Source organism: Sphingobacterium detergens (genome assembly GCF_003610355.1).
GTDB lineage: Bacteria > Bacteroidota > Bacteroidia > Sphingobacteriales > Sphingobacteriaceae > Sphingobacterium > Sphingobacterium detergens.
This window is the reverse complement of record NZ_RAPY01000009.1, coordinates 18,752-33,532: the sequence shown is the minus strand read 5'-3', so window position 1 is coordinate 33,532 and position 14,781 is coordinate 18,752. Positions and strand designations below refer to the sequence as shown.

At 39.2% G+C, this 14,781-nt stretch carries 13 protein-coding genes; 8 read left to right on the top strand and 5 right to left on the bottom strand.

Features of this window, described 5'->3' with window-relative positions; translation table 11 throughout:
- Nucleotides 1–100 precede the first annotated feature (100 nt).
- The 4 genes from DFQ12_RS27400 (at nucleotide 101) to DFQ12_RS27385 (ending at nucleotide 3,752) form a co-directional block, all read left to right on the top strand.
- Entirely contained in the window at nucleotides 101–598 is a 498-nt protein-coding gene (locus DFQ12_RS27400) for a cupin domain-containing protein (protein ID WP_120262211.1), read from the top strand.
- Nucleotides 599–864: 266 nt separating this feature from the next.
- Nucleotides 865–1,608, top strand: a complete 744-nt coding sequence (locus DFQ12_RS27395; RefSeq protein WP_147420497.1) for a hypothetical protein — start codon at nucleotides 865–867, stop codon at nucleotides 1,606–1,608.
- Nucleotides 1,609–1,618: 10 nt separating this feature from the next.
- The gene (locus DFQ12_RS27390; RefSeq protein WP_120262209.1) at nucleotides 1,619–2,728 is read left to right on the top strand and encodes a hypothetical protein; all 1,110 of its coding nucleotides are present in this window, start codon (nucleotides 1,619–1,621) and stop codon (nucleotides 2,726–2,728) included.
- Between the two features lie 31 nt (nucleotides 2,729–2,759).
- Nucleotides 2,760–3,752 carry a hypothetical protein gene (locus DFQ12_RS27385; protein WP_120262208.1) on the top strand — a complete coding sequence of 331 codons (993 nt, stop codon included), beginning with the start codon at nucleotides 2,760–2,762 and terminating at the stop codon, nucleotides 3,750–3,752.
- 72 nt (nucleotides 3,753–3,824) lie between these two features.
- On the opposite strand, the gene DFQ12_RS27380 is transcribed toward DFQ12_RS27385, so the two are convergent.
- On the bottom strand, nucleotides 3,825–4,934 hold the full coding sequence (locus tag DFQ12_RS27380; RefSeq protein WP_120262207.1) for a TFIIB-type zinc ribbon-containing protein: 1,110 nt from the start codon (nucleotides 4,932–4,934) through the stop codon (nucleotides 3,825–3,827).
- Between the two features lie 22 nt (nucleotides 4,935–4,956).
- The gene (locus DFQ12_RS27375; RefSeq protein WP_120262206.1) at nucleotides 4,957–6,108 is read right to left on the bottom strand and encodes an SPFH domain-containing protein; all 1,152 of its coding nucleotides are present in this window, start codon (nucleotides 6,106–6,108) and stop codon (nucleotides 4,957–4,959) included.
- Nucleotides 6,109–6,274: 166 nt separating this feature from the next.
- Between DFQ12_RS27375 and DFQ12_RS27370 the strand changes: the two genes are divergently transcribed.
- From DFQ12_RS27370 to DFQ12_RS27360, 3 genes are all read left to right on the top strand, one after another.
- Nucleotides 6,275–8,128 (top strand): DNA topoisomerase IV subunit B, encoded by a 1,854-nt coding sequence (locus DFQ12_RS27370; protein WP_120262205.1) that lies wholly within the window; start codon nucleotides 6,275–6,277, stop codon nucleotides 8,126–8,128.
- Between the two features lie 37 nt (nucleotides 8,129–8,165).
- Nucleotides 8,166–9,008: a formyltetrahydrofolate deformylase gene (gene purU, locus DFQ12_RS27365; protein WP_120262204.1), complete on the top strand. Its 843-nt coding sequence runs from the start codon at nucleotides 8,166–8,168 to the stop codon at nucleotides 9,006–9,008.
- An 84-nt stretch (nucleotides 9,009–9,092) separates the two neighbouring features.
- Nucleotides 9,093–10,871 carry a hypothetical protein gene (locus tag DFQ12_RS27360; protein WP_120262203.1) on the top strand — a complete coding sequence of 593 codons (1,779 nt, stop codon included), beginning with the start codon at nucleotides 9,093–9,095 and terminating at the stop codon, nucleotides 10,869–10,871.
- Nucleotides 10,872–10,969: 98 nt separating this feature from the next.
- On the opposite strand, the gene DFQ12_RS27355 is transcribed toward DFQ12_RS27360, so the two are convergent.
- The 3 genes from DFQ12_RS27355 to DFQ12_RS27345 all read right to left on the bottom strand — a co-directional run bounded on the left by DFQ12_RS27355 (nucleotide 10,970) and on the right by DFQ12_RS27345 (nucleotide 13,563).
- Nucleotides 10,970–11,875, bottom strand: a complete 906-nt coding sequence (locus DFQ12_RS27355; RefSeq protein WP_120262202.1) for a class I SAM-dependent methyltransferase — start codon at nucleotides 11,873–11,875, stop codon at nucleotides 10,970–10,972.
- Between the two features lie 188 nt (nucleotides 11,876–12,063).
- The gene (locus tag DFQ12_RS27350) at nucleotides 12,064–12,819 is read right to left on the bottom strand and encodes an ABC transporter ATP-binding protein (RefSeq protein ID WP_120262201.1); all 756 of its coding nucleotides are present in this window, start codon (nucleotides 12,817–12,819) and stop codon (nucleotides 12,064–12,066) included.
- Nucleotides 12,820–12,828: 9 nt separating this feature from the next.
- A complete protein-coding gene (locus DFQ12_RS27345; RefSeq protein ID WP_120262200.1) occupies nucleotides 12,829–13,563 on the bottom strand; it encodes an MlaE family ABC transporter permease in 735 nt (244 codons plus the stop codon).
- Nucleotides 13,564–13,807: 244 nt separating this feature from the next.
- Between DFQ12_RS27345 and DFQ12_RS27340 the strand changes: the two genes are divergently transcribed.
- A complete protein-coding gene (locus DFQ12_RS27340; protein ID WP_120262199.1) occupies nucleotides 13,808–14,755 on the top strand; it encodes a LiaI-LiaF-like domain-containing protein in 948 nt (315 codons plus the stop codon).
- The last annotated feature ends 26 nt before the right edge of the window (nucleotides 14,756–14,781 follow it).

The window sequence follows — 14,781 nt, the reverse complement described above, 5'->3', positions numbered from 1 at the left end:
ATTTTAGCAAAGCTAAAACGGTTAACTAAAAATATTAATGATTTTTTTCTATATTTAGCTGCTGAATTAATGATCAATAAATTTTTAGAAATTTTATAAGATGGCTATAGATAAAACCGCATTATTTGAAAAAGTGCAAGAGATGTTGACATCCAAAGGATTCAACATTGAGAAGTCGGATGCAGCACGCCCTTGGGGTGGCTTTTTTGTCATCGACGAATCCCAGGCACAAGAGTTCGCAAATGAGTATTTTGGTGGATTGGATGTTCAGGAGTTAAGAATTTCAGGAAAATTAAGCCCAAAAATTCTGATCGTTGCTCCAGACAAGAGACTTTCTTGGCAATACCACCACCGTCGCGCTGAAATCTGGCGTGTTATTCAAGGCAACGTAGGCGTGATGGTTTCTGATACCGATGAGGAGTCAGTGGTATCTACTTTGAAAGAAGGCGAAACAATCAGATTACGTCAGGGACAACGTCACCGTCTAATTGGCTTGGATGGCTTTGGTATTTTGGCAGAAATTTGGCAACATACCGATGCGAACAACCCTTCAGATGAAGACGACATTATTCGTGTTCAAGACGACTTTGGAAGATAGAAGTACTTTCTATCTATTCTTCATAAAAGGGCTGTCCACAAATGACAGCCCTTTTTCATTTTCATAGCTATCCCCCTAGATTCGTCATTTTTTCAGATACTGAAGTCACATCTATTGCAGCCATATTTTATCAGTATGAAAATGATCAGCTAGGTCTATTCGCCTCATTCTGACCATTAATTAACCTCATGATGATTTCATTCCAATAAATTAGCTGTCACAATCCTAATTTTTATTATTTTAGTATACGTATAATAAAATGTCACATGATGAGCAACAACGAAAACCAAAGAAGTTCTGGGATATTAAACAGTCTTAAAAAATTAATTTTCGAAGATGATCAGACAAGCTCTGCCCCTCAATCTCCGGCTCCAGCACCTGCTGCTCCGACACAAGAAAAATTAAATACTCCCACACCAGCATATACGTCGGTAACACAGCCTGTAGCAACTGGCAAGACTCCGCCGCCTATTCCCATTACAGCCAACGATGGATCTACGGATCTCAAAGAAATGAAACTAAAGGTTTATGCCATCCTCGAAAAACTCAATGAACAGGGTGTCGATTTTTTTGAAGTCTGGAATGCCGCTGCTGCAATGGGAAAAGTAGAAGAAAACACCTTAAAAGCAGCCTATACCTCACTTAAGTTTGTAGATAGTTCACTATCGAAGGAAAAACTTGTGGCAACTGGCACAAATTATGCTAATAAGCTTAAAGAAACCATAGCCAAAGAGTCGAACCAGAAACAAGAGGAAAAGAAAAGGACCGAACAGGACCGAACAATGGAAATTGCGAATTTGAACAGTGAAATCAAAGCATTAACGGAAAATATAACCAAATTGCAAGATGACCTACAGAAAAAACAGGTCGCCCTGGGACAGATTAATGAAAAGTACGAACCAAAGATCAAAGAAATCGAACAAAAAATAGCAATAGGCAACGCTGCTGTTGGTGAGGTTATTACCGAAATAAACAACGCATTGCATATGATTAATCAATCAATTACATAACTATAAATCAATGGAAAAAAAAGATCAATACATCAATATTCCTGCTGAAATAAAGACACAACTCCCCATATTTCAAGTTTTGGGAGATCATTTACCTGCACAATTAAAATCTCCGGAAGCAAAAAAAACTGCTTCTACTGTTTTCTTTTGGGCATTGCTTTTGGGCGGCGCATTTGCTTTTTTCAAATTCCTTCCCATTATGCTTGAATACGCAGGAAAGAGCATTTTATTTGTTATTTTCAGTATTATCCTGATCACCTTATTGCTTTTAGCTCCAAAGATCATCGCCCTACTGCATCGCTTGGGAACTGTACTGTTGTTCAAAGGAGAGAAATCTATTATTAGAAACAATCCCATCGAGACTTTACAATTGCTGTCCCGTGATGCCAAAGACACGTTAAAACGTGTAAAGGAAAAGATCAGTAATGTGGACGGGGTTCGCATTGATATGATTCAAAGCGGTGAAACAGCGCAAAAAACTGCGGAAGAAAAGTATACTTATGCGAAAAGGTTTACAGCTGAAGCTGCTAATCTTGATGAAAAATCAAAGGAAGAAGCCAGCAAAAATAATGCTGAGAAAGCCAATGCCTATACAAGAGATGCCAAGGAAACACGTACCAAAGCTTTTTTGCTAGGTAAAGAAGGAGAATCAGAAGAACAAAATGCCCGTAGCTATGTGCAATACGCCAATCAGTTTGCGAAAGTACTGGAGGTCCTCAAAGACAACGAAAGCGCAGCACGTATCTATGTAAGTACATTGGATAGCAGTATTTCAATTATTTCCAAGAAGTTAGAAGCAACGCAAAAAATGAAAAATGCAACGGATGGGCTTGCCGATGTATTTAATATCAAAGATGGATGGGCTTTTCAGGAAGCAATGAATGCAGCTACAGGTGCTATCAGTCAAAACATTGCTTCGATTAGATCCAACTTGGATTTCTTGGATCAAAACAACAACATCACGGTCGGAGGCGCCCCTTCACAAGGAGAACTGGAAGAATTTATCCGTAAGGTCGACGAACGTAATTTGAAAGTACTCAATGTTACTCAGATGTCCGATGCGAGCTACGAACTCAAGCCAGAGGAGAAAATCGACAAAGGATTTACATTACTAGATTAATTAATAAAACAATATCATATTATTCAAAATTATGGAAGAGAAATCGACATGGGCTAGATTAAGATGGCCTATCAAAGCAATTATTATCGCAGTACCTATTCTAGCTATTGGCTATTGGGCGATGCAATCAGGCAAATTTGATACGACCCCAGCTGTTAATAAAGCAGATACAACCAGTTTCAATGCACCGGGGGCGGCTACCCCAACCTCTGGCAGCACACGTTCGTTCAATTATCAACCTGAGAAACCAGTTGATGGAGAGTATAAGGGTGTTGTAGAAGTGGGTGCCTCGGGATTTAATTCCTTTGTCGTCAATATGGATAAAGAAAATCGTTGGGAAATTATCTCCAAAGATTTTGGTAAATCCTTTGCTTATGAAGGCTTAGCCAATACCGAAGACATCCGTAAAGGATTAAAAGACTATATCGGTATGATGCTCGATAAAGGTGTGAAATCTAAAAACATCCACTTTGTTATCAGCTCTGGCGCACAGAAAGAACCTAAGACGACTGTGATTAGTTCCGAACTCAGAAAAATGGGTTTTGTTGTTAATTTAGTGACTGCCGAACAAGAAGGAAAGCTAGCGCTTAAATCTGTTCTTCCTAAAGCTTATGAAGAAAACTCTTTTGTTGTGGATATCGGTTCGGGCAACACCAAAATCTCCTGGATTGATGGTAATACCAAATCTGAGGAAGCACCTGGCGCAAAATATTATGAAAAAGATCTAAAAGACGATGCCGTTTATGCGGAAGTGAAAAAATTAGGTGAGAAAATACCTGCTGCAAAAAGAGAAGTATGTTTTATCATTGGTGGTGTTCCCTTTGAACTAGCATCTCAAACACGTCAAGGAGAAGAACGATTTACTGTATTGAATGACCCCTCCTCTTATAAAGCAGAAAAAATAAAAACCAAAAGCGGTGTAAACATCTATAAAGCACTTAAAGATGCGACCAATTGCGATACCTTTGTATTTGACTGGGACGCAAACTTCACGATCGGCTTCTTGCTTTCATTGAATAAATAATTACATTTTACAGCAACAAAAAGGGCTGTACTTTTTCAAAGTACAGCTCTTTTTGTATCACTATTACAAACCTTAACCCATAAAGCTCAAAAGATATAATATTAAAAGAATCAAAAGGATCAGGGATACTATTTTCCAGACACTGTATGGTCTTTGCCCATAAACCTTGCCATTGAAAGCATTCACCATAATTTGATAACTCTTACCTTTATACTGGTAAGCTGAGAGCCAGACCGGCAACAAAATATATTTCAATCTGATCGACTTAAAATCGCTATCGATGGAATCAATGTCCTGTGTATCCCCACCAATATCATCTTCTACCTGCCGCACAATTTCACGATCCATAATAGCGCGGGCAGTTCCGGCAGCCACCACATGATCAATACTGAAAGTCTCCGCGATAAAACCACTTAAATACTGTTCATTAAACGGTTTCAGGTAATCTAGGTTCCAGGGACCAATTTTGTCCGAAAACTTTTCGGGCAGTGAGGTCGATCCGGAAATAACAATATCTCTAAATTGGCTATAAATTGTTCCCGAGGCAGGATACCAGTTCGTGCGGCGCTCTTCATATTCTTCCGTTTCACCGTCTGAATTACGTCGTGTCCGTGTTACATAATAATATTCCCCACGGGATCCTTCATAAGAAGAATGTACATCCGAATCGTATGACCAAAATGGGATATATACACCCTTCAAACGATCATTTCGCGTATTAAAGATTTTTTTGAAATCATTGGGTGCAAACCAGACCTTCCCTGCCCATTGGGTCAATAACCCAAACGCCTGTTTGTAGTCCACTGTGAAAGGTACAAGCCCGTGTGGTCTGACAATACGTCTTTGCTGATGATCAATAACCAATGGCGATGCACAGAAAGCACAGACATCTGCGGTAACATGCGGATTCAACCTTGAATTAGCACCACAGTTGCTGCAATGAACAACCTCAGCTAGATAACTATAACGTTCATCTGCTACACCCTCCATCGCTTTACCAAAAACCTTATAATCCGTTGCTTCAATCTCACCGCTTACGGGCATTTCATCCACAATTTCATTTTTAGTCCCACAGTAAGAACATTCCAGATAGGAAGTTCCGGGCTGATAAGTCAAAACGGCACCACAACCTTGGCATTTTAACCTCCGATCTATTTCGGAGGTTTTCTCTTCAAAACTCATACTCGTGATAGCACTTATATCTCTAAACTCCAGGAATTGGTGGCGGGGTCTGTGAAAACAAATCCTTCAATTCTACAACTTTATCGGCCTCAGTCCAGTTATCGAGTCCTTCCTTCCATACTAATGTTGACGTGGTAAGCGTACCTTCACTCAGTAATCCACGCAATTGTTCCTGATCGAAAGGTCCCTCCTGTTTTCCTTTTATAGCCAGGTAATAAGCAATGCTCTTGGGTAATGGTGGTGGCCCATCTGATCCCGCTGCAACAGCTCCCGCTCCGGCAGCACCAGTAGGGTTATTTCCGTCAAAATTATTCTGTTGGAATACATTGCCCATTTGTCCAACCATCCCAGCACCCAAACCTGCACCAAAGCCTGCACCAACAATACCACCACTGCTTGGATTTTCCGCTGCTTTCTCCATCGAATTGGCTGCTTGAAATTGCGCATAAGCACCAAGGTTTCCAACAACGCCCATACTACTTCTTTTATCCAGTGCTTTTTCCACTTCCTCTGGAAATGAGATATTCTCAATCAAAAATTTGGTCAAGCTCAATCCGATCTCCTCAAAATCTCCCGTAATTTTTTGTTGAATCAATGCGGAAACTTCATCGTAGTTAGAAGCTAAATCCAACGCTGGAATTTTTGATTCCGCAATCGCATCCATACCTCTTGACACAGCAATATTTCGCAATTGCTCGGTAATATCATCGACAGTAAATACCGGAGTCGTCGCAACTAACTGTTTCATAAAAACAGGAACATCTTTCACTTGAAAGGAAAAATTTCCAAAGGCACGAAGACGTATTGGCCCAAATTCAGGGTCACGCAACATAATCGGATTTTTTGTCCCCCAACGTTGATTGACAAACTGACGCAAGTTAATAAAATAGACATCAGCCTTAAATGGACTATTAAAACCGTACTTCCAACCTCTGATGGTTGTCATAATCGGCATGTTTTGTGTCGTCAATTCATATCTTCCGGGTTGGAATACATCAGCGACCACACCCTCATTTAAAAACACCGCTGCTTGCCCCTCACGTACAGTAAGTTGCGCACCCATTTTTATTTCATTCTGATACCTAGGAAATTTCCATACGATCGTATCAGTACTATTATCGACCCACTCGATAATATCAATAAATTCATTCCTGATTTTATCAAATAACCCCATAAATTTTTCTCTTTATAATTACTTACACTAAATGTAAACATTTCTTGGGAAATCGCCAATTTTACCAATCATATCAGAAACCATAGATATCTAAAAAATTTAGTCTTCAATACCATATATCGTTTTTATTTTTTATACTTTTGTTAGCTAAGTTCTACATAAATTTATGAGTACATATAACGAAGACAGTATTAGGTCCCTGGATTGGAAAGAGCATATCCGCCTTCGTCCGGGAATGTACATAGGAAAATTGGGGGACGGTTCGGCCTACGATGATGGCATCTATGTCTTATTGAAGGAAGTCGTCGACAACTCGATTGACGAATTTGTGATGGGTGCCGGTAAAACCATTGATATCACTGTAAACGAAAACAAAGTTTCAGTACGCGATTATGGCCGTGGAATTCCAATTGGCTCTGTCGTAGATGTAGTTTCCAAAATCAATACGGGTGGTAAATATGACAGCAAGGCCTTCCAAAAATCCGTTGGATTAAATGGTGTGGGTACAAAAGCCGTCAATGCATTATCAAGCCAGTTTACGGTGCAATCCTACCGCCAAAATATAACGCGTATCGCGCAGTTTTCCAAAGGGGAATTGGTAAATGACGAGCAGAAAGACACTACCCAACGTAATGGTACATCGGTAACATTCTATCCAGACGATTCTATTTTCAGAAACTACAAATACCGTTCAGAATTTGTAGAGAATATGATCTGGAATTATGTTTTTCTAAACTCAGGTCTTACGATCAACTTCAATGGACAGCGATTTATTTCTGAGAATGGATTAAAAGATCTATTAGAAAGGAATATTGACGCCGAATCCATGCGCTATCCAATCATTCACCTACGGGGGGAGGATATCGAGATTGCAATGACCCATGGTCAACAGTATGGAGAAGAATATTATTCCTTTGTTAATGGTCAGCATACAACACAAGGGGGAACACATCAAGCAGCATTCCGCGAAGCACTTGTAAAAACCATTCGCGAGTTCTACAAAAAAGAATTTGACGCATCAGATATTCGATCCTCGATTATTGGTGCCATCGCCATAAAAGTACAGGAACCGGTTTTCGAATCCCAGACAAAAACAAAATTAGGCTCTCAGAGTGTAGGCCCAGAAGGCCCTACTGTAAGAGGGTTCATTAATGACTTTCTCAAGAAAGCATTGGATGATTACCTGCATAAAAATCCAAGTACAGCGGATGCGCTTCAAAAACGTATTCTCCAATCTGAAAGAGAACGAAAGGATATCGCAGGGATCAAAAAACTAGCGAATGAAAGAGCTAAAAAAGCCTCTTTACACAACCGCAAATTGCGTGACTGTAAAGTCCATTTCAGCGATAAAAACGAGCGCAACCAAGAAACGACACTTTTCATAACAGAGGGTGACTCCGCATCAGGTTCGATCACCAAATCACGTGATGTACAGACTCAAGCGGTTTTCAGCTTAAAAGGAAAACCGTTGAACTCTTATGGCATGTCCAAAAAGATCGTGTATGAAAACGAAGAGTTCAACCTCTTGCAGCACGCCCTCAATATTGAAGATGGGTTAGATGGACTACGTTATAATAATATCGTTATCGCTACCGATGCCGATGTTGATGGAATGCACATCCGTCTGCTCTTATTGACCTTTTTCCTACAGTTTTTCCCTGATTTGGTCAAAGCGGGACATGTATCTATCCTCCAAACACCCTTATTCAGGGTAAGGAATAAAAAGGAGACGATCTATTGTTATTCGGATGAAGAAAGACAAAAAGCAATTGCGAAACTTGGAGCCAAACCTGAGATCACACGATTTAAAGGTTTAGGTGAAATATCACCCTCTGAATTTGGTCTCTTTATCGGAAAAGATATCCGTCTGGATCCTGTTATTTTATCAAAAGACAATAAAATTCAACAATTATTAGAATACTACATGGGCAAAAATACACCAGATCGACAAAAACATATTGTCGAAAATCTACGTGTAGAAGTGGACCTTGAAGAAGAACTAACAAAAAAAGCGGGTTAAATTAACCCGCTTTTTTGCGACCTACGACCAATATTTCATGTACAACCAAACCTTAATTCTGATCCAATGTCAAGATGCTGTTGGATTAGTAGCCAATATTTCCAACACACTGGCCCAATATCAGCTTAACATCATTACCATGCGGGAATATGTTGATGAGGAGGCGAACAAGTTTTTTGTCCGTGTTGTCTGCAATGGTCTCTTTCCTGATCAGACACAGCTCGCCAATTCCCTGGCCAGCGTGCTACCTCCCTCCGCTCAGATTCAGGTCAACCCCAGTAATCGAAAGAAAATTGTTGTTCTCGTAACTAAAGAGCACCATTGTTTAGCCGATATTCTTGTCCGGCAACATTTTGAAACCTGGGGAGCGGAAGTACAGGCTGTCATTGGTAATTATGATACTTTACGTTCGTTTACGGATAAATTTGAGATCCCATTCCATTATATTTCGCATGAAGGTATATCGAAAGAAGATTTTGAGACACAATTAATTGCCCAAATCAAACAATACGATTTTGATTATATTATTCTAGCAAAATTTATGCGGATCCTCTCCCCTTTATTTGTTGCAACATTCGAAAATAGGTTGGTCAATATTCATCATTCATTTCTGCCTGCATTTATCGGGGCAAATCCTTACAAGCAGGCACATTCCCGAGGTGTAAAAATTATTGGTGCGACAGCACACTTTGTCACTGACCAGCTTGATGAAGGCCCTATCATAGTTCAGGATATTCGTCATGTCAATCATACCTACACAGTCAAAGATATGGTTACTGCCGGGAAGGAGATTGAAAAAGCCGTTTTAAGTAGAGCAATCCGCTTATTGAGTGAAGACCGTGTAATGCTCAACGATTACAAAACAATTGTATTTGAATAGTGATCACAATCACCACTTTAAACGTATAGCCATTATTTTTTTATCGCGTTATTCTTGATTATTTCGTAAAAGAACTATTTAAGAATGACGCACACTTTCCATATCCCTGTATTAGGACTTGCTTTTTCGATAGACTCAGCAATCAAAGTTGCCCGCTATGGCATCTCAACGGTCATGTCTATTGTAGACGATGAGCTCATAGAGCGTATCCGGGCATATTACTGCAAACTTAACAAGCTGGCCTTTCACCCCATTCATAAGCAAGAAGAAGATTATAGGGCCAGTCGAATCACCGCTTATCTTGACTTGGTCAAGACTTTAGTAGAACAGCAAATGGAAACGCTAAAGCAGCAACCTTTTACAGCAGATTCGGATCTAACAAAATATTTTCAGTTATTGCCGGAATCTCATCCTGCTAGACCAATCTATCATGCCATGGAGATTGAGACCAATACCAGTATCAAGCGGCAGTTACAGGAATTATTGGTCGGCTATGTAAAACCCGGCGAAATCGATGTCAATATTATGTCCAAAGTGGATAAACTGAATTTCAAAAATGATGTTGCCTTGGATCAAAAGTATTCAGACGCTTCAGCTGCGCTACGCGGATTCGTCAATTCCACTTTACATTCCGCTGTTATCCTATCAGCAGGAATGAATCCTCATTTATACGCCTATCTGGCCGAATTACCAGCATTCTTTCCAAAAACTGACGGTACGTTTGACAAAAAGGTTGTTTTGAAAGTCAGCGACTTTAGATCATCACTCATCCAGGCAAAATATCTTGCAAAAAGAGGTGTTTGGGTATCTGAATTCAGGGTAGAATCTGGGTTGAATTGTGGTGGGCATGCTTTCGCTACAGATGGTTTTTTATTGGGCCCCATCCTTGAGGAGTTCAAAGAAAAAAAAGAAAATTTAAAAATTGAACTCTTTACAATTTATCAGGATTATTGGGCATCTCAAGGTGTACGATTAACGGATTTGCCTCCAATTAAGTACACTGTACAAGGCGGAGTAGGGACAGCCATGGAGCATCAGTTTCTATTGGATTATTATGAATTTGATGCCGTAGGCTGGGGTTCCCCTTTTCTAATGGTCCCAGAGGCAACAACTGTAGACAATGAAACATTGAAAGCACTGGAGGAAGCGGAGAAAACAGATTTCTATTGCAGTGGAGCATCACCTTTAGGAGTACCTTTTAATAATTTTAGACCAAGTAGTGCCGAAAAATTACGATTGGAACGCATCAAAAAAGGAAGACCGGGTAGTCCCTGTAAAAAGGAATATCTTGTCGCCAACCGTGAGTTCGGAGAAAAACCGCTTTGCACCGCTTCTCGCGCTTATCAGCATCAAAAGATCCAGGAACTACAGGGACAAGCACTTACCGCTGAAGAATATAGCAAGTCATTTGACACCATCACTGAAAAAACCTGTCTCTGTGAAGGTCTCGCAGCTCCTGCCTACCTCAAATACGGCATCCAACGAAATAAAGAACAGACTGCTGTTTCTATTTGCCCTGGACCTAATCTGATCTGGTTCAAAAGGCAATATTCTTTAAAACAGATGGTTGATCATATTTATGGCCGCGGCTCTATCCTAATGCATTCAGATAGACCATTTGTGCTAATCAATGAATTAGACCTTTACATCGATCATATCCAAAAGTACGTCGAGGACAATAAAGAAATCCTCAATGACAAAAAAATAAAATATATCACGAAGTTCAAGGCGCAATTACAGCTAGGGATAGATTACTATCATAAGCTACAAAATAAACTCTTTCATATCCCTAAAAGTACCCTGGAAGCCATACCATTACAATTGGAACTTGCTATGATCCGTTTAAGTAATGTTCATATTTAGGTACGATATCTATTTCATGCCAAAAATAAACGCGGCAGGTCTTGTGGACCTGCCGCGTTTTATATTATTAAGTACTTACGTTTATTCAACAGCAAGATCTACTTTGCAATTTTACGAAATTTCCCAAAAACACCCAACGGCAATTTTGGTCCTGCTGTAGCCTGTAGAAAAAGTTCGCCAATTTCTAAATTTTCCACTTTCGGAAATGCAGTTTTAATTAGATTCTCAACAATGACTGAAGAGAAACCTAATGAATAAGTATTTAAGATCAAGAAATGCTCCTTAGGATCCAGTAATTGAACAACCTCAGTCATCATCTCCATGATATGGTCTTCAAGCTTCCATTTCTCTCCTTTTGGTCCATGTCCATATGCCGGTGGATCCAATATAATACCATTGTAAGTATTTCCCCGTTTTAGCTCACGCTTGACAAATTTCAATGCGTCCTCAACCATCCAACGAATATTGTCAAGATTGGAAATCTCCATATTTTCATTGGCCCATGTAACAACCTGCTTAATGGAATCAACGTGTGTTGTATCTGCTCCTGCAGCTTTAGCTACTAATGAAGCACCTCCCGTATAAGCAAAAAGATTTAAAACTTTAGGTTTTTCAGTCTTGAAAGAACGAACAGATTCCGAAATATAGTCCCAATTGACAGCCTGTTCAGGAAATATTCCCACATGCTTAAAAGAGGTAAGGCCCAATCTAAACTTGATCGCTACATCATCGTTTTTATATTGGATATGCCAACGATCTTGGATCTTCGGATTTTTTTTCAACCATTCTCCAGAAGTAGCTGAACGCCCTTTGAACTTGATATGATAACGTTTGTTCCATTCCGCATCGCTCAAAGCCTTAGGCCATACAGCTTGTGGTTCGGGTCTGATTAATATCAGATCGCCAAAACGTTCTAATTTTTCAAAATCACCACAGTCAATGAGCTCATAGTCCTTCCAGTGTTGTGGGGTCAATAGTTGTATATTCGTTGTTGCCAAAATCAAAATTTTCCGACAAAACTAAGCTAAATTTCTTTCATATTGAAATTTAGCTTCTCCCTATCCCTGTTAAAAATAACATTCGTAAGATTAAAACATATAAAAATTCCATGTAAATCAATAAAGACACAATCTGCACAAAAAAACAGCTATTGATTACAGATTTCAATCATAGGCTTCCTTTGTTGTATTTATTATCCCATCGAGGCCTTAGCACTTTTCATCAATGGGCTAGCAAACACGAAATTATTTAATTCTTCGACATCTGACCGCATCATATCCTTATTGGACCCCTCCCAGAATTTCTGCCCTTTATATAAAAACAGAATATATTCACCAATTCCCATAACCGAATTCATATCATGGGTCACAACGACCGTTGTACACTTTAATTCTTGTGTAATTTTAAGAACTAGCTCGTCGATTACAATAGAGGTTTCAGGATCCAAACCTGAGTTGGGTTCATCACAAAAAAGATATTTGGGATTCATACTGATTGCACGTGCAATGCCTACCCGTTTTTTCATCCCTCCGGACAACTCTGCGGGGAACAACTTGTTGCGTCCCTCCAAATTAACCTGTTCCAAACAATGGTTCGCACGATCCAATTTCTCAGATTTAGACATATCTGTGAACATATCCAGCGAGAACATAATATTCTGCTCGACTGTCATTGAATCGAATAAGGCCGAATTTTGGAACAGCATACCTATTTCTTTCCGGATGGGAACGCGTTCCTCAAAATTCATCCGCGTGAAATCCGTTTGGTCAAACAACACTTTTCCTTTTTCCGGATGATGTAATCCGACGATACATTTTAGTAAGGTACTTTTTCCTGAACCAGATCCACCAATAATTAAACTCACTTTTCCAGGTTCAAAATTTGCACTGATCCCTTTTAACACATGGTTATCACCGAAAGACTTATTAATATTTTCAATTTGAATCATATGATCTTTTTAAAGCATTAATGCTGTAATCACATAGTCTGCTGCCAGAATGGTAATACATCCAACGACAACAGCTTCAGTGCTCGCTTGTCCTACTTCTAAGGCCCCTCCCTTCACTTTATACCCTTTATATGCAGATACAGAAGTAATAATAAAGCCAAATACAACAGCCTTTACAAGTGCTACGGTCACTGTAAATCCATTAAAATTATCTTGAATACCCAAAATATAATCCGCTGGAGTCACAGCTCCAGAAAGAGAGCCCCCCAATAGACCACCTACTAATGCACAGACTATAGCGATAATAACCAGCATCGGAATCATAGTCACCCCTGCCAATATTTTCGGCAATATGAGATAACCCGGAGCATTTATCCCCATAATCTCCAAAGCATCAATCTGCTCGGTCACGCGCATTGACCCAATCTGGGAAGAAATCGATGAGCCAATTTTCCCCATCAGTACCAATCCCGAAATCGTAGGTCCTAACTCCAAAATATTTGAATCCCTATTGATGGAACCAATAATCGAATTGGGAATTAGATCGGAAACCATCTGAAAAGCGATCTGCATGGTCATTACTGCACCAATAAACGTGGAAATGATCACAATAAGTCCTAAAGACCCTATACCGATATCAGTCATTGTCAGCATGGTCTCTTTCCAATAGATACGCCCCTTCTCCGGCCTCTTAAAGACTGACTTCAGTAATATTAGATACGCACCAATGTGATGAAAAATCATATTATCAATTTAAATTCTATGTATTATACACACCAAGCATGATGTTTGGTCCATGTATCCATTAAAGGTACTTAATTCCAACAAATATATAAACAAGCGAAAACCTAAAAAGTAGGAGAAAAACAAAATTACTTACCGATCAATTAGTCACATTTACCGAATTTTTATGTATAATAGCCTAATCTTTCGTACAGTGTCTAACAAAGCGATTTACTTTTGGGATATATAACAAACGGAATTAGTCATGAACACACAACGTATAACAACTGGAATTACAATTCTTTTTATAGGGATTGTCTTATTATTATCCCAACTTAACAGTATTTCCTTTAATTGGGTAGGAATTTTCAGATATTGGCCATTATTTATTGTCCTCGCAGGAATCCGTATGCTGGTCCCTAAGGATCAACAAATCGGACAGTTTATTGCTATCGGTGCTACTGTAGTTATCCTGGGTTTTCTTACATATATCGGATTATCTACTCCAAAAGAACCTCTTTTGACCCAATTACTAAAAAACAAGGGTGTACAGATCGATATGGACGATCCAAATGATAAGACCAACTATACAGCACAAAAACTACAAGTCCCTCTAGACGATAAAATCAAAAGCGCAAATTTAAACATCGATTTAGGCGCTACATCCTTAAAAAACGATAGTACAACTACATCCTCAATTTTCACCGCATACAATACCTCTAGTGAATATCTTTTGGGTATGACTACACATGGGGAATCTTCAGATAAAATTGATATTAACTTAAAAGGTAAATTCAAAGACAAAGATTTTAATAGCAAAAATAACAATACCTACATTGCACTCAATCCAAATATCGTATGGAAGCTGAACTTTGATATTGGTGCAATTGATGCCAAATTGGATCTTTCACCATATAAAATTGAGGTATTGGATATTGATGCCGGAGCGACAAGTCTAAAATTAAAACTTGGACAACCTTTAGCAACAACAAAAATATCCATGGACGCCGGTGCATCTTCGATCGAAATTGCAATCCCTAAAAATGCAGCATGTCGTATCACCAGCGATAATGCCCTGTCATCAACTTCTTATGAAGGCGATTTCCTAAAAATGGATGGTATGGTAAAATCAACAAATTATGATGCAGCGACTGAAAAATTTGATTTTGACATCAATGGCGGAATTGCTTCAATAAAAATTAGAAGATATTAATTGACAGCGATTTTTTAGTCAAGAAA